16 protein-coding genes are annotated in these 18,824 nt (G+C 71.9%); 10 read left to right on the top strand and 6 right to left on the bottom strand.

Going from position 1 to position 18,824, the window contains the following annotated elements:
• From Ade02nite_RS46350 to Ade02nite_RS46360, 3 genes are all read right to left on the bottom strand, one after another.
• The coding region (locus Ade02nite_RS46350; protein WP_203777823.1) for a transposase at positions 1 to 571 on the bottom strand (571 nt) is incomplete at its 3' end.
• A 152-nt stretch (positions 572 to 723) separates the two neighbouring features.
• Positions 724 to 1,560, bottom strand: a complete 837-nt coding sequence (locus tag Ade02nite_RS46355; RefSeq protein WP_203777824.1) for a peptidylprolyl isomerase — start codon at positions 1,558 to 1,560, stop codon at positions 724 to 726.
• Positions 1,561 to 1,592: 32 nt separating this feature from the next.
• A complete protein-coding gene (locus tag Ade02nite_RS46360) occupies positions 1,593 to 2,447 on the bottom strand; it encodes a peptidylprolyl isomerase (protein WP_203777825.1) in 855 nt (284 codons plus the stop codon).
• A gap of 129 nt (positions 2,448 to 2,576) precedes the next feature.
• Between Ade02nite_RS46360 and Ade02nite_RS46365 the strand changes: the two genes are divergently transcribed.
• On the top strand, positions 2,577 to 3,275 hold the full coding sequence (locus Ade02nite_RS46365) for an MBL fold metallo-hydrolase (protein ID WP_203777826.1): 699 nt from the start codon (positions 2,577 to 2,579) through the stop codon (positions 3,273 to 3,275).
• 27 nt (positions 3,276 to 3,302) lie between these two features.
• The gene (hisS, locus tag Ade02nite_RS46370; RefSeq protein ID WP_203777827.1) at positions 3,303 to 4,616 is read left to right on the top strand and encodes a histidine--tRNA ligase; all 1,314 of its coding nucleotides are present in this window, start codon (positions 3,303 to 3,305) and stop codon (positions 4,614 to 4,616) included.
• Here hisS and Ade02nite_RS46375 read toward each other — a convergent pair.
• Positions 4,603 to 5,760: a serine hydrolase domain-containing protein gene (locus tag Ade02nite_RS46375; RefSeq protein WP_203777828.1), complete on the bottom strand. Its 1,158-nt coding sequence runs from the start codon at positions 5,758 to 5,760 to the stop codon at positions 4,603 to 4,605. The genes hisS and Ade02nite_RS46375 overlap by 14 nt on opposite strands.
• A gap of 116 nt (positions 5,761 to 5,876) precedes the next feature.
• Between Ade02nite_RS46375 and Ade02nite_RS46380 the strand changes: the two genes are divergently transcribed.
• Positions 5,877 to 6,806 carry an acyl-ACP desaturase gene (locus tag Ade02nite_RS46380; RefSeq protein WP_203777829.1) on the top strand — a complete coding sequence of 310 codons (930 nt, stop codon included), beginning with the start codon at positions 5,877 to 5,879 and terminating at the stop codon, positions 6,804 to 6,806.
• A 262-nt stretch (positions 6,807 to 7,068) separates the two neighbouring features.
• Here the strand turns inward: Ade02nite_RS46380 and Ade02nite_RS46385 are convergent, their stop codons facing one another.
• Both Ade02nite_RS46385 and Ade02nite_RS46390 read right to left on the bottom strand, forming a co-directional pair.
• Positions 7,069 to 9,027, bottom strand: a complete 1,959-nt coding sequence (locus Ade02nite_RS46385; protein WP_203777830.1) for a serine/threonine-protein kinase — start codon at positions 9,025 to 9,027, stop codon at positions 7,069 to 7,071.
• A 131-nt stretch (positions 9,028 to 9,158) separates the two neighbouring features.
• A complete protein-coding gene (locus Ade02nite_RS46390; RefSeq protein ID WP_203777831.1) occupies positions 9,159 to 9,671 on the bottom strand; it encodes a PaaI family thioesterase in 513 nt (170 codons plus the stop codon).
• Between the two features lie 55 nt (positions 9,672 to 9,726).
• Here Ade02nite_RS46390 and Ade02nite_RS46395 point away from each other — a divergent pair, with 55 nt between their 5' ends.
• The 7 genes from Ade02nite_RS46395 (at position 9,727) to Ade02nite_RS46425 (ending at position 18,677) form a co-directional block, all read left to right on the top strand.
• Positions 9,727 to 10,200: a winged helix-turn-helix transcriptional regulator gene (locus Ade02nite_RS46395; protein ID WP_203777832.1), complete on the top strand. Its 474-nt coding sequence runs from the start codon at positions 9,727 to 9,729 to the stop codon at positions 10,198 to 10,200.
• Positions 10,201 to 10,209: 9 nt separating this feature from the next.
• A complete protein-coding gene (locus tag Ade02nite_RS46400) occupies positions 10,210 to 11,775 on the top strand; it encodes an MFS transporter (RefSeq protein ID WP_239169559.1) in 1,566 nt (521 codons plus the stop codon).
• A 54-nt stretch (positions 11,776 to 11,829) separates the two neighbouring features.
• Positions 11,830 to 14,571 (top strand): cyanophycin synthetase, encoded by a 2,742-nt coding sequence (gene cphA, locus Ade02nite_RS46405; protein WP_203777833.1) that lies wholly within the window; start codon positions 11,830 to 11,832, stop codon positions 14,569 to 14,571.
• A gap of 489 nt (positions 14,572 to 15,060) precedes the next feature.
• The gene (locus Ade02nite_RS46410; protein ID WP_239169560.1) at positions 15,061 to 17,109 is read left to right on the top strand and encodes a serine/threonine-protein kinase; all 2,049 of its coding nucleotides are present in this window, start codon (positions 15,061 to 15,063) and stop codon (positions 17,107 to 17,109) included.
• Positions 17,110 to 17,209: 100 nt separating this feature from the next.
• A complete protein-coding gene (locus Ade02nite_RS46415; protein ID WP_203777835.1) occupies positions 17,210 to 17,350 on the top strand; it encodes a hypothetical protein in 141 nt (46 codons plus the stop codon).
• Positions 17,351 to 17,391: 41 nt separating this feature from the next.
• The gene (locus Ade02nite_RS46420) at positions 17,392 to 17,646 is read left to right on the top strand and encodes a hypothetical protein (RefSeq protein WP_203777836.1); all 255 of its coding nucleotides are present in this window, start codon (positions 17,392 to 17,394) and stop codon (positions 17,644 to 17,646) included.
• A gap of 128 nt (positions 17,647 to 17,774) precedes the next feature.
• Entirely contained in the window at positions 17,775 to 18,677 is a 903-nt protein-coding gene (locus Ade02nite_RS46425; RefSeq protein ID WP_203777837.1) for a sigma-70 family RNA polymerase sigma factor, read from the top strand.
• Positions 18,678 to 18,824: the final 147 nt, after the last annotated feature.

Consider the following 18,824-nt stretch of genomic DNA (forward strand, 5'->3'; position numbering starts at 1 on the left):
ACGACGGATCGGCCGGACGGGCGCCGTCCTGCGCGCAGACCCGGGTGATGTGGTCCACGGTGACCTCCACCAGGTCGTCGTCGGAGGAGATCCGGTCGGCCAGGACCGGCACGACCCACGAGTCCGGGGTCAGGGTCAGCCGGACGACATGCTGATACCGCCACCCGGTCTTGATCATTGCCGCGCCGCGCGGGCCGCCGGGGGTGTATTGCGGCTGCCGGTCCGGGCTGGTGGCGGCGTTCGGCCGCGGCCACGCGGTGGTGTCGACGGCATACACCCGAGGCAGACCGGACCGCGCGGCGATCCGGCACGCCGCCCGCAACGCCCGGCCGGTATCCAATTCGCCGTCACGTAACGCCCGGTACGCCGCGGCGTGCCCGGTGACGGTGCCCAGCGACAGATGCGCCGGACAACCACACCGGCCCTGATCAGCGGCCAGCTCGTCGACCAGCGAGAACAACGTCCGTGACCGGGACACGAGGACGCCCTCGTACAACTCCCGCCGCCACGAATCCAACAAGATCCGGCTCAGCTCGCCGTCACCGGCACCGGTAGCCGTTACGCTCCTCATCGAGGACCCTGCCCATTGATGATCTTTGTGTGAGAACTCAGATCATGGACAGGGTCCTCCCCATTCCGCTAGACCTCGACCACCACGAATCCCCGGATGGTCAAAACACGAGAACGGCCCCCTTATAAAAGGGGGCCGTTCCTCTTGGTGGATCAGGAAGCCGCGGACATCGCCAGCGACTTGATGTCGACCTCTTTCTTGGGGTGACCGCCGCCGGCCTGCTGCGCGAAGGCGCCGTCGTCGCCGGCCTTGACCACGCCCTTGATGATGTCGAGGCCCGAGCTGATCTTGCCGAGGAGCGTGTAGTTGGCGGACAGCTGGGTGTCCTCCGAGACGATGAAGAACTGGCTGCCGGTGCTGCCCGGCTGGCCGGTGTTCGCCATCGCGATCGAGCCCGCGGGGTACGGGTTCTTGGTGTCGGTGGGGAGGTTCTCCTCCGCGTAGGTGAAGCTCGGGCCGCCCTGGCCGTCGGTCTCGCGGTAGCCCTTGCCCGTGGCGAACGGGTCGCCGCACTGGAGCACCTTGAACTTGTCCTCGTTGACGAGGCGGTGGCACTTGGTGTTGTCCCAGAACTTCTTGGACGCGAGGAACTCGAAGGCGGCCGCGGTGCACGGCGTCTTGGACTTGTCGACGTCCGCCTTGATCGTGCCGAGGTTGGTCTCGATGGTCAGCACGTCCTTGCCCGTGTTGGGCACGGTGGCGGGCGGGGTGCCCACGTCCTTGACCTTGCCGCCGCTCGCGTCCGGCGTCCAGGTGCAGGCGACCTGGCCGGCGGGCACGCCGCTGGCCGTGTTGCTGCTCTTGTCGTCGTCCTTGCCGAGCGCGGTCACGATCCACACCGCGGCGCCCGCGATCAGCACGACCGCGATCGCCGAGCCGATGACGGCCTGGCGCTGCCGGCGCTTGCGGGCCGCCGCGGCACGCTCGGCCATCTCCTTCTCGAGCCGGGCCCGCGCCGCCGCGCGCTGCCGGTCCTTGATCGACGACACGGTGTTCCTCCTGCTGTGTTCGGCCGTGGGGTTTAGGACTGTGTGCTCGCCGACGGCGCCGCGGCCGCCTCCGCGTCGCCGACAGTCAGGCTCTTGATGGTGATCTTCGACTTCGGCTTGACCTTGTCGCCGGCCTCGTTCGCCACCGTCGCGATCTTGCTCATCTTGGTCACGGTCTCGAGGCCGCTCGTCACGGTGCCGACGATCGCGTACTCCGGCGTGGCGGGGCTGTAGTCCTTGAAGAAGATGAGGAACTGGCTGCCGTTGGTGCCCGGCGGGTCGCCGATCAGCGCGACCGTGCCCTTGGGGTAGAGCGGCGTCTTGGCGGACGGCGAGGCCGAGGCGCTCGGCTCGGGCGCGGCCGGCACGTTCTCGCTGTACACGCTGTAGGTGGGGCCGCCCAGTCCGGTGCCGCTCGGGTCACCGCAGCGGATCGCGCCGTACGTGGTGATCTCGTGGCAGTCGGTGTTGTCGTAGAACTTCTTGCTCGCCAGGTAGGCCAGGTCGGCCGAGCCGCACGGCGACATGGTGTTGTCGAGACTGACCTTGATCGGGTCACCCTGGTTGGTGGTGATCGTCATGTCCCGGGTGCCCGAGGTGGGGATGTCCGTGGTGGGCGGCGTGCCGACGTCCTTGAGGTTGGTGTTGGCCGTCGTGCTCTGCGGCGTCCAGGCGCAGATGTCCTCGGCGGCCGTCTGATCGGCCTCGTCGGAGTCGAAGGCGCCGCCGATCCAGGCGATGCCGGCCACGATGAGGAGGACGGCGACACCGGACCCGACGCCCGCGAGCACGCGGCGTCGCCGGCGCTCCTTGGCGGCTCGTCGCGCCATCTGCCGATCGAGCTTCGCCCGCGCCAGCTTGCGCTGCCGGTCCCTGCTGGATGCCACCGAACGCTGTCCTCTCGTACGTCCTGTCACACGCCCGCAAGAGTGTACGGGTACCTCCTGAGAAAGTGGTGTGCGCCCGCCCGGCTAGGCTCGTTACGATTCGCTCCCGTTCTGCAGAGAGGGCCCGTTGTGCTCGTCACCGGCTTTCCGGCCGATGCCTTCGGCACCAACTGCTATGTGGTGGCCGCGGGCGCCGGTGAGCAATGCCTGATCGTCGATCCCGGCATCGGCGTGCTCGACCGGCTCGACGACGTGCTCGCCGAGCACCGGCTGCACCCCGCGGCCGTGCTCCTCACCCACGGCCATCTCGACCACACGTTCTCGGTCGCCCCGGTCTGCGGCGCCCGCGGCATCACGGCTTACGTGCACCCCGCCGACCTGGAGATGCTCGCCGACCCGGCCAAGGGCCTGAGCATGGATCTCCACCAGCTCTTCGGTGGCCGCATCGAGTACGCGGAGCCCGAGGACGTCGCCGAGCTCACCGACGGCGCGACGCTGTCGCTGGCCGGGCTGGAGATCACCGTCGACCATGCCCCGGGCCATACCGGCGGGTCGGTGCTGTTCCGGCTGCCAGGCGCGGGCTCCTCGTGGGACGCAGAGCAGATCTGTCTCTCCGGGGATGTCCTGTTCGCCGGCTCGATCGGGCGCACCGACCTGCCGGGCGGCAGCACCGAGACGATGCTGACCAGCCTGCGGGACAAGATCCTGCCGCTGGCCGACGACACCGTCGTCCTGCCCGGCCACGGACCGGCCACGACCATCGGCCGCGAGCGCGCGCAGAACCCGTACCTGCGGGAACTGGTCGCCGCGCCCGGCCGCGGTCGGTAGAAGACTTTTTCCTAGGAGATTCTGAATATGCCCATTTCCGGTTTTCCCGAATGGATGCCGCCGCAGCGCATGATCGAGCAGCGCGTGATCGACCGCGCGCGGGCCACGTTCGAGCTCTACGGCTACGCCCCGCTCGAGACGCGCTCGGTCGAGCCGATCGAGACGCTGCTGAGCAAGGGTGAGACCTCCAAGGAGGTCTACCTGCTGAGCCGCCTGCAAGCGGAGAAAGCGGAGGAGGGGCAGCTCGGGCTGCACTTCGACCTGACCGTCCCCTTCGCTCGCTTTGTGACGGAAAATGCGGGCAAGCTCCAGTTCCCGTTCAAGCGCTACCAGATCCAGAAGGTGTGGCGGGGCGAGCGGCCGCAGGAGGGCCGCTACCGCGAGTTCCTCCAGGCCGACATCGACGTGGTCAACCGGGGGACGCTGCCGTTCCACTACGACACCGAGATGCCGCTGGTGATCGGGGACGTGCTGTCCGGGCTGCCGGTGCCGCGGGCCCGGATCCAGGTCAACAACCGCAAGGTCTGCGAGGGCTTCTACCGCGGGCTGGGCCTCGCGCAAACCGACGAAGTGCTCCGTATCATCGACAAGCTCGACAAAATTGGACCAAACGCGGTCAAGGAGCAGCTCGTCGCAAAGGTCGGGGCAACGGAAGCCCAGGCGGACACCTGCCTGGCCCTTGCCGACATCTCGTCCGAAGACGGCTCATTTGTCGACGCTGTGCGCAAATTGGGCGTCAGCGACCCGTTGCTCGACGAGGGCCTGGAGGAACTGCTCCGGGTCGTCGAGACGGCCCGCGACCACGCTCCCGGCCTCGTGGTCGCCGAGCTGAAGATCGCTCGCGGCCTCGACTACTACACCGGCACCGTCTATGAGACCCAGCTCGAGGGCTACGAGCGCTTCGGCTCGATCTGCTCCGGCGGCCGCTACGACAATCTGGCCACGGTCGGCAACGAGAGCTTCCCCGGCGTCGGCATCTCGATCGGCGTCTCCCGCATGCTCGGCATCCTGTTCGGGCAGCAGGCGCTCGCCGTCTCGCGCTCGGTGCCGACCTGCGTGGTCGTCGCACTGCCCCACGAGGAGCTGCGCGCCGACTGCGACCGCACCGCCGGCGCGCTGCGCCGCCGCGGCATCCCGGCCGAGGTCGCGCCGACCGCCGCCAAGTTCGGCAAGCAGATCCAGTACGCCGACAAGCGCGGCATCCCGTACGTCTGGTTCCCGGGCCGCGACGGCGAGCCCGACACGGTCAAGGACATCCGCTCGGGGGAGCAGGTCGAGGCCGACGCCGCCGCGTGGGAGCCGCCGGCCGCCGACCTGCACCCGGTGATCAGCGGGTCCTGAACGGCTCCACGTACGACGTCGTCCGCAGGGTGGCAACCTGGTCATCGCAGAGCGCGGTGACCAGGAAGTCGCTCACCGCCACGTCGATCGGGTGGGGCTCGGTCGGCGAGGTCTGGTAGAACGACATGCTCTGCGCATAGGTCACCTGACGCCTGCCGTCGGCGCTGTGCCACGACACCGTCACGTGGCCGATCGTGCCGCCGTCGTGGCCCCAGACCCGGCCGCACGGCAGGTCCACGTAGTAGAGACCGAGCCCGTACCCGTCCTCGCCGGTGGTGGTCTGCATCTGGGCCAGCAGGGACGGCTTCAGCAGCTTGCCGGTCAGCAGCGCGCGGTAGAAGACGTTCAGGTCGCGAGCGGTCGAGACGATCTCGCCCGCCGCCCACGCCCACGACATGTTGCACGCGGTGAAGTCGCGCAGCTCGCCCTCGTACCACGGCACGTAGGCGTGCATGTGCGGCCCGCGGATCAGCGGGTCGGCCCCCTCGAAGTAGGTGTCGCGCAGCCCGAGCGGGCGCAGGACGCGCTTGGTGATCTCGCTTTGATAGCTGTGCCCGGTGACCTTCTGGACGATCAGCCCGGCGAGCACGTAGTTGGTGTTGGAGTACGAGTAGACGCCGGCGGGCGTGGGCTCGGCGGCCAGGCCGATGCGGGCCAGCTGCTCCGGGGAGTACGTGGTCTCGCAGAGCGCCACGATGTCGTCCGCCGTCTTGATCAGCTCGGTGTCGTAGTCGCCGATCCCGCTGGTGTGGTTGAGCAGTGTCCGCAGCGTGACCCGGCGGCCGACCTCGGCCGGCACCAGCCGGGGCAGGTAGCGCCCGATCGGCGCGTCCAGGTCGAGCCGCCGCTCCCCGGAGAGCTGGAGCACGGTCGTGGCCAGGAACGTCTTCGAGATGCTGCCGACGCGGTGGCGCAGGCCGTCGCGGACCGGCTCGCCGGTGGTCACGTCGCTGACCCCGGTGGTCAGGCGCAGGGTCTTCTTGCCCTCGCGGACCTCGGCGAACGCGCCCGGCATCCCGGCCTCGTGGACGGCGTCCAATTTGTCCTGCAAGAGCGCTTCGTCCGGGGCGGCGGCCGCCGCGGGCACCGCCGGCGCGATCAGGCCGGCGGTGGCGATCAGAGCGATGAGCGCACGTCGTACCAAGACTTGCCTCCTCGGCGGTCGGAGACATCCATCTTGGTCGACGCGTGCCAGTGGCGCGGCCCGGCCGCCGGGCAGGGGGAGTAACCTACGGTTGCGTAACCGTAGGGAGTGATCGTATGGATCAGACCGCGCTGCTCATCGAGCTGGAGCCCGTCGTCGCGACCAACCTGGACCGGCACCTCTCGCTGGCCAAGGAGTGGTTCCCGCACGAGTACGTGCCATGGAGCGACGGGCGCACCTTCGACGGCCTGCTCGGCGGCGAGCCGTGGCGCGAGGACGACTCGAAGATCCCCGACGTGGCGCGCACAGCGCTCATCGTCAACCTGCTCACCGAGGACAACCTGCCCTCGTACCACCACGAGATCGCCACGCTTTTCGGCCGCGACGGCGCCTGGGGCACCTGGGTGCACCGCTGGACCGCCGAGGAGGGCCGGCACGGCATCGCCCTGCGCGACTACCTGACCGTCTCGCGCGCCGTCGACCCCACCGAGCTCGAGCGCGCCCGCATGACCCACATGCAGGCCGGTTTCACCAACGGCCACCCCGACGAGATCCTGCACTCGATCGCCTACGTCGCCTTCCAGGAGCTGGCCACCCGCATCTCGCACCGCAACACCGGCCGGGCCACCGGCGACCCCATCGCCGAGCAGCTGCTGGCTCGCGTCGCCGCCGACGAGAACCTGCACATGGTCTTCTACCGCAACCTGCTGGCCGCCGCGTTCGACCTCGACCCCAACCACGCCATGCGCGCCGTCACCGACGTGGTCAGCTCGTTCGAGATGCCCGGCGCCAACATCGAGGGCTTCGGCCGCAAGGCACTCTCCATCGCCCTGGCCGGCATCTACGACCTGCGCCAGCACCGCGACGACGTGCTCCAGCCCGTCCTGCGCCAGTGGAACGTCTTCGCCCGCACCGACCTCACCGGCGACGGCGAGAAAGCCCGCGAGGAACTCGCCGCCCACATGCAGGACCTGGAGAACCAGGCCGTCCGCTTCGAGGAGAAGCGCGAGGCACGCCGCCAACGTCAACTGCGGAAGAACGCTTAGAAGTACGGGTTCCGCACAGCACCCGCCGCAGGGCTACGGCGCCGTCGTGGCCCGGGCCGTCGCCCGCCGCCGGGCTGTCCTGCAACGACCGGCGCCGGGGCGCCTCTGGCCTGCCGGGCGCCTCTGGCCTGCCGGGCGCCTTTGCCCTGCCGGGCGCCTCTGCCCCTGCCGGGCGCCTCTGCGCTGCCGGGCGCCGGGACCGCGGCCCTTCGCGGGCCGGCCGGCCTTCGCGAGCTGGTCGCCGCCTGCTTGTCGCCGCTGTCTACTCCTCGTCCTCCTCGTCTTCGTTCTCGTCGTCTTCCGGCTTTTCGTCTTTCTTCTTCTTGTCCGGCTTGGCACCCTCTTCGGCCGGCCCCGGTTTCGCGGCGGGGGCCGGTTTCGCGGCGGGCGCCTGCCCCGGCGCCGGATCCTGCCGGGCGGCCTTTCGCACGGCCGGGGCCGCCTGCACCGACATCTCGGCCCGGCACGTCGTGCCGTTGAGCCGGAAAGCCACCGGCAGCGCCGCCACCTCCCCGTAGGCGGCGGAGAACCCGGTCGCCGCCGCACCGCCGGCCGGCAGCGCCCCACCGGCGGCCACCACCGCCCGGCCGTCCTGCCGCCAGTTCCCCGACCACCCGTCGATCAGCCGCTGCCCGGCCGGCAGCGCGAACGTGAGCCGCCACGCCGGCACCGGGACCTCCCCGGTGTTGAGGATGGTGACCTTCGCCGACGCCCGCCCCTGCGACGTCCCGCGCATGGCATAGCGCACGGTGCACGCCTGCGGTTTCGGGGCACCGGACGGCGACTTCCGGGCCGAGGGAGCGGAAGCCTCCGGCGCGGCCGCGACCGCCGCCGGCGCCCCGGCCGGACCGTCGGTGGCCGCGCGCACCCCCAGCCCACCGGCGAGCAGCCCGAGTCCCGCGAGCGCCCCGACCACGACGCGGCGGTGCCGCCGGGGGAGCGCCCCGAGCGAGCGCCAGGAGGGCCCGCCGATCGGGCGCCGAGCGAGCCGGACGTGAGAGGGCTGGGTGACCGCGCGGTGAGAGGGCTGGGTGTTCGGGTGGTGAGCGGGCTGGGTGTTCGGGTGGTGAGCGGGCTGGGTGTTCGCGTGGTGAGCGGGCTGGGTGTCCGCGCGGTGAGCGGGCTGGGTGGGCGCGGCGTGGGAGCGCTGGAGAAGGTCCGTGGGCGGACGCCCGGCGGCGTCGGAGTCCGAAGCCATCGGGGGCCAGGGCCGGGCGAGCGCGGCGTCGGAGTCCTGGGGCGGCGCCGTGGACGGGCGCCTGCGGAGTGCCGTGAAGGGGTGCCGGGACAGCAGGGCGAAGGGGCGCCACGGCAGGCCGGCGAAGGGGTGGCGTGCCACGGTCGGGGCCGCCATCGCGGGGGTGCCGGTGGTTTCGGGCAGGTGCAGGAGCTCGGCCGGGGGGAGGCCGGCCAGGTCGCCCAGGCGGTCGGCGATCTCGGTGGCGCTGGGGCGGTCGGCGGGGTCCTTGGCCAGGCAGCGGTGGATCAGGCGGGCCACGACGGCCGGCAGGCCGGGGATCGGGGGCAGGGGGTCGGGGTCGGCGTAGACGTGGGCGCGCAGCATCTGGGTCACGGTGGACGTGGGCCAGGGTGCGTGGCCGGTCAGGGTCACGTAGAGGAGCAGGCCGAGCGCGTAGACGTCGGAGGCGGGGCGGACCGGGCCGCCCGCGATGCGCTCCGGTGCCAGGTAGGCGGGGGTGCCCAGAACCTGGCCCTCGTGGTCGTCGTCGATGTCGCCGACCGTCGCGGAGATGCCGAAGTCGACCAGCTCGGCGCCGGCGGCGGTGACCATGACGTTCGCCGGCTTGACGTCGCGGTGGACCACCCCGCGGGCGTGTGCGGCGCCGAGGGCCGCCGCGACCTGGGCGCCGATGACCACGGCCGGCTGCCAGTCGAGCGCGCCGCCGTCGAGCAGCTCGGCGAGGGAGCGGCCCTCGACCAGTTCCATCACCACGTACGGCAGCGTCTGGCCGCGGTGCGGGCTCTCGCCGTAGTCGTACACCTCGACGACGTTGGGATGCCGCAGGCCGGCCGCGGCGCGCGCCTCGTCGCGCAGGCGCCGCAGCACGTCAGGGTCGGCGGCCAGCTGCGCGTCGAGCACCTTCACCGCGACGTCGCGGCCCAGCACCTCGTCGAAGCCCCGCCAGACCACGGACATCCCGCCGCGTCCCAGCCGCTCCCGCAGCCGGTAGCGCCCGCCGACCAGATGACCGTTCTCCACGACGTTCGCCGATGCCCGGCAATCGGGCCGCCGAAACACGCTTGCGTTGCAGGACAGCCCGGCGGCGGGCGACGGCCCGGACCAAGACGGCGCCGTAGCCCTGCGGCGGGTGCCGTGCGGAACCCGTACTTCTAAAGCTCTTGAAGGGGGAAAAGCATGCAGCTGGACATGGCCTGCGCGGCGAGGCGGCCCTGGGAGTCGGTGAGGCGTGCCTCGGCGAGCGCGGTGCGGCGGCCGCTCTGCAGCACGCTGCCGGTGCAGGTCAGGCGACCGGAGGCGAGGGTGATCGGGCGCAGGAACTTCACGTTGAGGTCGAGGCTGGTGTAGCCGACGCCGGCCGGGAGGGTGCTGTGCACCGAGCAGGCGGCGGCGGTGTCGAGCAGGGTGGAGATGACGCCGCCGTGCATGGTGCCGAGCGGGTTGTAGTGGAACTCCTGCGGATCGAGATAGAGGGTGACCGAGCCCTCCTCGGCGCGCATGCCGGCCAGGTCGATCAGGTGCATGATCGGCGGGGCGGGGAGCTCGCCGGAGGCCATGGCCCGCAAGAGATCGAGGCCGGAGCGGCGGCCGACGAGCCCGGCGTGGACGGCCGGGTCGGTCCAGCTGAAGGTCCGGGTGCGCGCGTCCTGCTGGGTCTGGGTCATGGACGCAGGCTTCCAGGAGTTGCTGGGTCTGTCCAGTGGACTTAGCCTTCGTGTCATGAATTCCACAGAGGCCCTGGCGTGGTCGGTGGACACCTGCACCATCGAGCGGGCCATGGCGATCCTCGGGGAGAAGTGGACCGTCGTGGTGCTGCGCGAGGTCTTCAGCGGCATCCGGCGCTTCGACGACATGCGGGTGCGCACGAACATCCCGCGCCAGGTGCTGACCAACCGGCTGGCCACGCTGGTCGGCAACGGCGTGCTGCGCCGCGAGCCCTATCAGGAGCCGGGCGCCCGGGTCCGGCACGAATACCGGCTCACCCCGAAGGGCTTCGACCTCTATCCGGTGCTGATCGCGGTCGCCGAGTGGGGCGACCGGCACCTGGCCGACCCGGAGGGGCCGCCGCTGCGCTTCGAGCACCGCGACTGCGGCGACGACGTGGGCGTTCAGGTCGTCTGCGACGGCGGCCACCTGGTCGGCGACTACCGCGAGGTGCTGCCCCGCCCGGGTCCCGGCGCGCGCCGCCGATAGATTCACCGGGTGAGTCCCTGGGCGCCGCTGAGTGAGCGGGTCTTCCGCACCCTGTGGATCGCCTCTCTCGCCGGCAACGTCGGCACGTGGATGCAGACGGTCGGCGCGCAGTGGCTGGTGGTCGGCGAGCCCGGCGCGGCCACCTGGGTCTCGCTGGTGCAGACCGCGACCATGGTGCCGGTGCTGCTGCTGGCGCTGCCGTCGGGCGCGCTCGCCGACGTGGTCGACCGGCGGTTGCTGCTGCTCGGGGTGCAGACGGCGCTCTTCGGCGTCGGCGGGGTGCTGACCGTGCTGACCGTCCTCGGCCTGGTGTCGCCGCCGGTGCTGTTGCTCTTCACGTTCCTGCTCGGCGTGGGCCAGGCGCTGACGCTGCCCACGTGGCAGGCGGTGATCCCCGAGGTGGTGCCGCGCGAGCAGCTGCCGGCGGCGTCGGCGCTCGGTGCGGTCAACACCAACCTCGCGCGGTCGGCGGGGCCGGCGGTGGCGGGTCTGCTGGTGGCGCACACCGGGTCGGCCACGGTCTTCGCGCTCAACGCTGTGTCGTACGGGGTGTTCGCCCTCGCCCTGCTCTTCTGGAAGCGGCCTCCCCGGCGCATGAAGGCGGAGCATTTTGCCTCGGCCGTGCGGGCCGGTGGGCGTTATGTCCGGTACTCGCCGGTGGTGCTGCGGATTCTGGCGCGGGTGGTGCTCTTCGTCGTGCCCGGCGCCGTGGTCTGGGGGTTGCTGCCGCTGGTCGCCCACCAGGAGCTGCACCTGGGCGCGAGCGGCTACGGCATCCTGCTGGCCGCGCTGGGTGTGGGCGCGATCGCGGGCGCGCTGCTGATGCCCCGGATCCGGCGGCGGCTGTCGCCGAACCGCCTGATCGCGCTGGCCGGCGTCGCGTACGGCGGAGCCCTGGTCGTCACCGCCCTGGTGCCCGACGAGCTCGCGGTCACCGCGGTGCTGGTCGTCGCGGGCCTGGCCTGGATGACGCTGGTGTCCCGGATGAACGCGACCCTCCAACTCTTCCTGCCCACCTGGGTGCGCGCCCGGGGCTTCGGCATCTACCAGGTGGTCTTCGCCGGCTCGCAGGCGCTCGGCGCGCTGCTGTGGGGCCAGGTGGCGTCGCTGTGGGGGCTCGACGAGGCGTTCCTGCTCGCGGCGGCGGCGCTGCTGGCCGGCACGGTGACGATCCTCTGGTGGCCGGTGCACGAGCAGGACGGCGCCGATCGCAGCCCGGCGATCTTCTGGGCCGAGCCGCACATCATGCTCGAGCCCCATCTCGACGAGGGCCCGATCCTGGTCACGGCCGTCTACCGGGTCGAGCCGGCCAAGTCGGCGGCGTTCATCGAGGCGATGGAGGCGGTGCGCGGCTCGCGGCAGCGGACCGGGGCGTCGCGGTGGGGCCTGTTCCAGGACGGCGAGGAGCCGGGCAAGTACGTCGAGGTCTACCAGGTGCCGACGTGGGAGGAGCACCTGCGCCAGCACGAGGGCCGGATGACCGGCAGCGACGAGCGGGCCGAGGAGCGGGCGCTCGCGCTGACCGACGGGCCGCCCGAGGTGACGCATCTGCTTCCGGCCCATAACAACGATTAGCCGGATGTTTCGGTTTTGTTCCGATTAGCCTCTCCATGAAGGGGGGCTCGTCCGATGAAGATCGAATCCCTGCGCCGGCTGCGCGGCCCGAACGTCTACCTGTCCCGGCCCGCCGTGGTCGCGCGGCTGCGGCTGGACGAGCTGACCGGCGTCGAGACCTCGGACGTGACCGGCTTCCCCGAGCGGCTGCTGCGCGCGATGCCGGGGCTGGCGGAGCACCACTGCGCCGCGGGCGCGCCGGGCGGGTTCGTCAGCCGGCTGCGCGGGGGCACCTACTTCGGGCACGTCACCGAGCACGTGTGCATCGAGCTCTCCCAGATGATCGGGCGGGACGTGAGCTTCGGGCGCACCCTCTCGGCCGGCGTGCCGGGGGTCTTCAACGTGATCATCGAGTGCCCGGTGGACGAGTCGCCCGATTCGTCCCTTCCCGGCGAGCTGCTCCAGGCCGCCGTGGATCTCGTGATCGCCATCCGTCGGTCGTCTTTTTCCGGACAGATCGGACTCGGTCGCTTGGCCGCCCTGGCGGAGCGGGAAGCGGCCGGCCCCAGCACCCGGGCGATCATCACGGCGGCGCGGCGGCGCGGCATCCCGGTCGAGCGCTTCGACGACCTCAGCCTGCTGCGGCTCGGCTGGGGCACCCGGCGGCGGCTGGCCTGGGCCGCGATGACCGACCGCACCAGCGGCGTCGGCATCGACATCGCCGGCGACAAGCAGGTGACCCGGCGGCTGCTGGCCGACGCCGGCGTCCCGGTGGCCGAGGGCGGCGCGGCGCGCACCGCGCAGGAGGCGGTCGCCCTGCTCGCGCGGTTCGGCGGCCCGGTGGTGGTCAAGCCCCGCCAGGGCCGGCACGGCGAGCACGTGACGCTCGGGCTCGGCACGGCCGCCGAGGTGGAACGGGCGTTCCGCGCCGCCGGCGAGGACGTGATCGTGGAACGCCAGCTGGCCGGCCGCGACTACCGGGTGCTCGTGGTGGCGGGCGAGGTGGTGGCCGCCGCCGAGCGGATCGCGGCGCACGTGACCGGCGACGGCCGCGCGACCATCGCCGAGCTGGTCGAGCGCGCCAACGCCGATCCCCGCCGCGGCGCCGGCCACTCCCGGGTGCTGACCCGCATCGACCCGGACCTCGCGCTGGTCGAGCGGCAGGGCTGGGCGCTCACCGACGTGCCGCCCGCCGGCACCGACGTCTGGCTGGCCGGCACGGCGAACCTCTCCACCGGCGCCACCAGCCACGACGTCACCGACCGCGTGCACCCGGACGTGGCGCGCCTCTGCCTGCGGGTCACCGCGCTGCTCGGGCTCGACATCGCCGGCATCGACCTGCGCCTGCCGGACATCGCCGAGCCGGTGCCGCCCGTGGCCGACGGCGCCGAGGTCACCGGCGGCGTCATCGAGGTGAACGCCGTGCCGGGCCTGCGCATGCACCTCGCCCCGGTGCGCGGGCGGGCCCGCGACGTGGGCGACGCGATCGTGCGCGCGATGTTCCCGGCCGGATCCGACGGGCGCATCCCGACCGCGGCGGTCACCGGCACGAACGGCAAGACCACAGTGGCCCGGCTGATCGCCCACATCCTCTCCGCCGGCGGCACCCGGGTGGGCCTGACCACCACCGATGACGTACGCGTCGACGGGCGCGTGATCTACCGGGCGGACGCCACCGGCCCGCTCTCCGCCCAGATGGTCCTCGGCGACCCGAGCGTGCAGGTGGCCGTGCTGGAGACCGCGCGCGGCGGCCTGATCCGGCGCGGCCTCGGCTACGACTGGTCGGACGTCGGCGTGATCACCAACATCACCGCCGACCACCTCGGGCAGGACGGGCTCGACACCATCGAGGACCTGGCGCACGTGAAGGCGCTGGTGGCCGAGCGCGTCCGGGACGGCGGCACGCTGGTGCTCAACGCCGACGACCCGTGGGTGCGCAGCCTGGTCGAGCGGCCGCGGGTGCGCGCGGACCGCAAGCGGGTGGTCTGGTTCGGCCTCGACGCGCGGCAGCCCGTGGTGGTCGAGCACCTCGCCAAGGGCGCGACCGCGTACCTGCTCCAGGACGGCTGGCTCACCCAGGCGACGGGGGCGCGGCGGACGCCGCTGATGCGCATGGCCGAGCTGCCCGGCGCGTACGGGGGAGCGGCGCCGCACGCGGTGGCGAACGCCCTCGCGGCGATCGCGGCGGCCCGCGCGCTGGGCGCCGGTCAGGAGGACGTCGTGCGCCGGCTGGGCGACTTCGAGCCGGCGGTGGACAACCCGGGCCGGGCCACCCTGCTGCGGCTCGGCGACGTCTCGGTCTTCGTGGACTACGCGCACAACCCGGCCGCGCTCGCGGCGACCCTGCGCACGCTGCACAAGCTCTGGGGGCCGGACCGCTGCGTGGTGGCGCTGACCCTGCCCGGCGACCGCCGCGACGACCTGCTCGCCGCCTCGGCCCAGGTGGTCGCGGATGGCGTCACCCGGGCGGTGCTCTACGAGGACGAGGACCCCGGCGCTCGCGCCCGGGGCGAGGTGTCCACCCTGGTGGAACGCGAGATGCGGGCCCGCCGTCCGAAGCTCACCGCGGTGCGGGCGCAGGACTACCGCGAGGCGGTGCCGGCGGCGCTGCGGCTGGCCCGCTCGGGCGACGTGGTGCTGGTCGTCTACGAGAAGCTGGACCCCGTGCTGGACCTGCTGGCCGAGCTCGGCGCGCTGCCTGCCGGGCAGGCGCCGGTGCCGGTGCGGCTCCAGCCGCCGCCGAAGAGGCCGTCGCCGGCGTCGCTGCTCTTCGGGAACGGGAGCGTGCCCACGGCGGGCCGGCGGGCCGCCGTATGACGTTGGCACGGAAAATTAGCTGATCAGCGGACCCGGCTGCCCGATCAGCGGGGGTTGCTCAGGTCAAGGCTTCAACAATTGCCCTACGTTAAGTAACGATCCAGCGGCCTCGTCCGAGCGGACCGTTATCTGCGCGCGACTGCCAGTTAAACAGTCCTTAAGAGAGCGCGCGAATCTCTTACCTGGAGAAACTTCCGATGAAGCGGGCATAGTGGGGCTTTCCCGGGTAATGCCTCCCACGCTCAGTCGGAGATCCGACTTTCGGGGGTCACCCGAGTCGGCGCCACGGCTGGGATCCGGCGCGAAACGGACGGTAACGAACCGCAGGTAGACCGCGTCACGCCGGATCGTGATCGGGCCGATCATCGGCTAGCATCCGAGCCGTCGATGGGGAAAACTTCCGGCTCACGGGTGGACCGGATCCGCCCCGGCGTCGAGGAGCATGGCGGTGCGACTCGGTGTTTCTTCGAAGCGCGCATGTGGGGGCACATGAGCACGTCGGACCTGCCCGGTTCGAGCCTGCTGGCCGGTCGCTACCGACTGGTCGAGCGGCTCGGCGCCGGCGGGATGTCAGTGGTGTGGCGAGGCTTCGACGAGGTCCTCGGGCGCCAGGTCGCGGTCAAGGTGCTGCCGCCGTCGACCAGCGCGGACCCGGCCTTCCGGCGCCGGCTCCGAGCCGAGGCCCAGGCCGCGGCCCGCCTCAGCCACCCGAACATCACAAATGTCTACGACTACGGCGAGGCCACCACCGTCGACGGTGAGCCGGTGCCGTACGTGGTGATGGAATTGATCGACGGCGAGTCGCTCGCCGCTGTCCTTGCCCGCGCGCGCAAGCTGCCCTGGCAGCACGCCGTGCGGATCACCGCCGAGGTCGCCGCCGCGCTGGCCGCCGCGCACGCGCGCGGCATCGTCCACCGTGACGTGACCCCGGCCAACGTCATGCTCACGCCCACCGGGGCCAAGGTCGTCGACTTCGGCATCTCGGCCCTGATCGGCGAGAACGACATCGACCCCGACGGCAGCCTGCTGGGCACCCCGGCCTACCTCGCGCCCGAGCGGCTCGAGGGCGGCCAGGTCAGCCCCGCCACCGACGTGTACGCGGTGGGCCTGCTGATCTACCGCACGCTGATCGGCCAGCTGCCGTGGGACGTGGGCACCACCACGGCCCTGCTGCGCGCGCATCAATACGTCGAACCCGACCCGCTGCCGCCGGTCGAGGGGCTGCCGGCCGAGGTGGACGCCCTGGTGGGCCGCTGCCTCGAGAAGAGGCCGGCCGACCGGCCGTCCAGCGCCGAGCTGGCGAGCATCCTGGCCGGGCTGTCGGCGGGCGCACCGGCGGTCGCCCGGGGCTACGTGCCCGACTGGTCCGGCAACGGCGAGGACACGACGATCCTGCCGTCCGCGAACGAGTACATGACCGAGGCCGCCGCCGCGGCCGCGGCGGCGGCTCCGATGTCGCCGGCGCCCTCCACCGGCCAGCCCCCGGCGCCCGCTCGCAACAGCCGGTTCGCCGGCCTCGAGTCGGTGCGGGTCAACGGCGATCAGCCGCTGCGCCCGGCCTTCGGCAACCAGGCCGCCGCGCCCGGCGGTCCCGCCGAGCGGGGCCCGCACAACAAGACCCGCCGCATCCTGGTGGTGACCGCCGGCGTGCTGCTGCTGGCGATCGGCACGTACGGCTGGAGCGCCACCGGCAAGGGGCCCAAGAACAAGGCGGCGGCCGCGGGGCCGGCGGTGATCGCCCCGACCGGCCGCTGCGTGGTCAACTACGCGGTCACCAAGGACGCGGCCGGCCGGTTCGACGCCCAGGTCACGGTCGCCAACCGGGCCGACACCCCGGTCAACGACTGGAAGCTCTGGTTCCTCATGCCGGGCGACCAGACGATCTCCGGCAACGGCAAGACCGCCCTCCAGCAGAACGGCCAGAGCGTCGAGGTCACGGCGCGGGTGTCCGACCCGCTGCAGGCCGGCTCGACGGTGAGCGTGCCGATCACCGGCCGCTACACGACGACGAACATCGCGCCGCTCGCCTTCACGCTGAACGGCGAGACCTGCGAGACGTTCGTGTCGACGAAGCCGGGCGGCCCGCCGCAAAAGGTCGAGCAGCTCAGCGACGGCAGCACCCGGCTGGTGCCGACCGCGACGTCGCCGGGCTACACGATCGGCCCCGACGGCACGGTGACCATCGCGCCGACGGTGCTGCCGCCGGGCAGCTCCAAGCCGGCGGTCCCCGGCACGACGACGACCACCACGATCCCGAAGCCCGGCACCACCACCACGACGACCACGACGCCGACCGGGACGACCACCACCACGACGACGCCGACCGCGACGAGCACGACAACCACGCCGCCGCCGCCGAAGCCGGACGACACGAGCGTGACGACCAGCCCGACGACCACGTCGCCCACGCCGACCGACGACGTCGAGCCGCCGCCGACCACCGACGTCGACTGCGACACCGACGAGGGCGGCGACGACTGCCCCGGCGAGGGCACCGGCGCCGGCACGGGCGGCGACACCACCAGCGTCACTCCCTGATTCCCGCGTCTCCACGAGGGTCGGCCTGAGACGGGCCGGCCCTCGCTCTTGTGCGCGTTGGCAAAAAAGCAGACCACAGGTGGCGGAGCACGGAGCTACTGTGAAGACGATGCAGCACGCACTTTCTCCCGATTCGCCCGGCGTGTTGGCGGGGCCTGGAGTGGTGCGCGAGGAAGATGAGAAAGCGAAGCCGGGCTGTTTCGGGCCTGTTCGGTTGAAAACCCTGCCGACCGGGCATTAGGGGCAGCGCTCAGCGAGTTGTCGTACATCGGGGAGTTCGACATGATCAGCATCGTCAAGGATCTGGCGGCGGAAGCCCTCTTCGTCTCGGATCTCCAGCCGTCCCAGTGCCCCAGCCGCGAGGCTGTCGAGCGGGCGGTGACCGCCATGATCCTGCTGCACGGCAGCGACGGCTGCGCGGCCGAAGTCGCCACCGAGTTCGGTGACCATCCCGAGGTGGCGGTCCCGCGCATGCACTGGGTGCACGAGGAGCTCACCGGCGTCCTGGAGAGCCGCCGCGTCGCCGCCTTCCACTGAACCTGAGCTTTTCTCGCGGAAAGCACCCTAAAAGCAACCGAGTTCGGCCGCCTTCGCACCTTTCGTTGGCAAAAGTTCTTCTCGTCAGCCGGTTTTCACCCAACCGGTCGTATAGCGAGGAGGACCACGTGAGCGACACGACCGATCTTCCCGCCACCATCGGCACCACCCACGACGCGCCGTCCGCGCGTGACATCGAGGACCTCGTCCGCGAACACATGCCGATGGTTGGCCATCTGGTCCGGGAACTGCTGAACCGGGTACCGGGCCACGTCCACGCGGACGACCTCTCCTCAGCCGGGTTCGCCGCGCTGCTGGGGGCCGCCCGGTCCTTCGATGTCACCCGCGGCATCCCGTTCCACAGGTTCGCCGCGGTCCGCATCCGCGGCGCGCTCCTCGACGAGCTCCGCGGCCAGGACTGGGCCAGCCGATCCGTACGAGCCCGGGCCCGGCGCACGGCCGCCGCCCGCCAGGAGCTCACCGCCGCGCTCGGCCGTACACCCACCGACGCCGAGGTGGCCGAGATGCTCGGCATCGGCGTCCAGGAACTGGCAACGGTCGAGGACGACGTGCAGAAGGCGGCGCTGCTCAGCCTCCAGGGCTTCCCCACCGGGGCGGCGGAGGAAATGGTGCCGGAGCTCTCCGAGGGCCCCGAGGACCTGCTGCTCAAGAGGGAACGCCTCGGCTACCTGCACCAGGCCATCCAGGCCCTGCCCGAGCGCCTGCGCCTGGTGGTCACCGAGTCGTTCCTCCAGGAACAGCCCCTCAGCGACGTGGCGGCCCGCCTGGGCGTCACCGAGTCACGCATCTCCCAGCTGCGCACCGAGGCGCTGCAACTGCTGCGTGAGGGCCTGAACAGCTCCCTGGCTCCCGAACTGCTCACCGTGGCGGCGGGCGGCCCTCGAACCCGGAAGGGCTGCATGCAGCGGCGCCGCAGCGAGTATTTCGCCCGCGTGGCCCAGCAGGGCAACCTGCACACGAGGCTGGCCTTGACGGACAGCCACGGCGTGCCGATCGCGGTGGCGGCCTGAACCGGGCGCGGCCTGTCGATCAAGGCGCCGCACACAGGCGCCCGACCCACACAGGCGCCCGCCTCACACGAGCGCCTGCTCCACACGAGCGCCTGCTCCACACGAGCGCCTGCTCCACACGAGCGCCTGCTCCACACGAGCGCCTGC

This window comes from Paractinoplanes deccanensis (assembly GCF_016862115.1).
Taxonomy (GTDB): Bacteria; Actinomycetota; Actinomycetes; order Mycobacteriales; family Micromonosporaceae; genus Actinoplanes; species Actinoplanes deccanensis.

Bases quoted from the DNA above. Each gene is read 5' to 3' on its own strand.
- cphA (WP_203777833.1), top strand. From the start codon at position 11,830: ATGAAGATCGAATCCCTGCGCCGGCTGCGCGGCCCGAACGTCTACCTG.
- Ade02nite_RS46395 (WP_203777832.1), top strand. From the start codon at position 9,727: ATGAATTCCACAGAGGCCCTGGCGTGGTCGGTGGACACCTGCACCATC.
- Ade02nite_RS46410 (WP_239169560.1), top strand. From the start codon at position 15,061: ATGAGCACGTCGGACCTGCCCGGTTCGAGCCTGCTGGCCGGTCGCTAC.
- Ade02nite_RS46420 (WP_203777836.1), top strand. From the start codon at position 17,392: ATGATCAGCATCGTCAAGGATCTGGCGGCGGAAGCCCTCTTCGTCTCG.
- Ade02nite_RS46380 (WP_203777829.1), top strand. From the start codon at position 5,877: ATGGATCAGACCGCGCTGCTCATCGAGCTGGAGCCCGTCGTCGCGACC.
- hisS (WP_203777827.1), top strand. From the start codon at position 3,303: ATGCCCATTTCCGGTTTTCCCGAATGGATGCCGCCGCAGCGCATGATC.
- Ade02nite_RS46390 (WP_203777831.1), bottom strand. From the start codon at position 9,671: ATGACCCAGACCCAGCAGGACGCGCGCACCCGGACCTTCAGCTGGACC.